The 207-nt window shown below is 55.6% G+C and carries 1 pseudogene; it reads left to right on the top strand.

From position 1 onward, the window contains the following. Nucleotides 1-207: pseudogene (locus V6943_RS20290) on the top strand (hypothetical protein); the annotation flags it as partial.

Consider the following 207-nt stretch of genomic DNA (forward strand, 5'->3'; position numbering starts at 1 on the left):
AACCCGCTGTCAACCGCCTCGTGAAACCGCTTTCGATCGACCTGACCGAAGCCACCAACAGGACTCAACCACCACCCTGCCAGCCCGGCGCATTCTACTCGAATTCGCCGTCCGTGCAAGCCCTAGATTTAGATAACTTCTTGATTTACAAGAGGTTTCGCCAAGGGCCTGCGCCGGAGAAGGTGCGCATTATAGGCACCCAGAAAT

Source organism: Pseudomonas sp. CBC3, assembly GCF_037967085.1.
Lineage (GTDB): Bacteria > Pseudomonadota > Gammaproteobacteria > Pseudomonadales > Pseudomonadaceae > Stutzerimonas.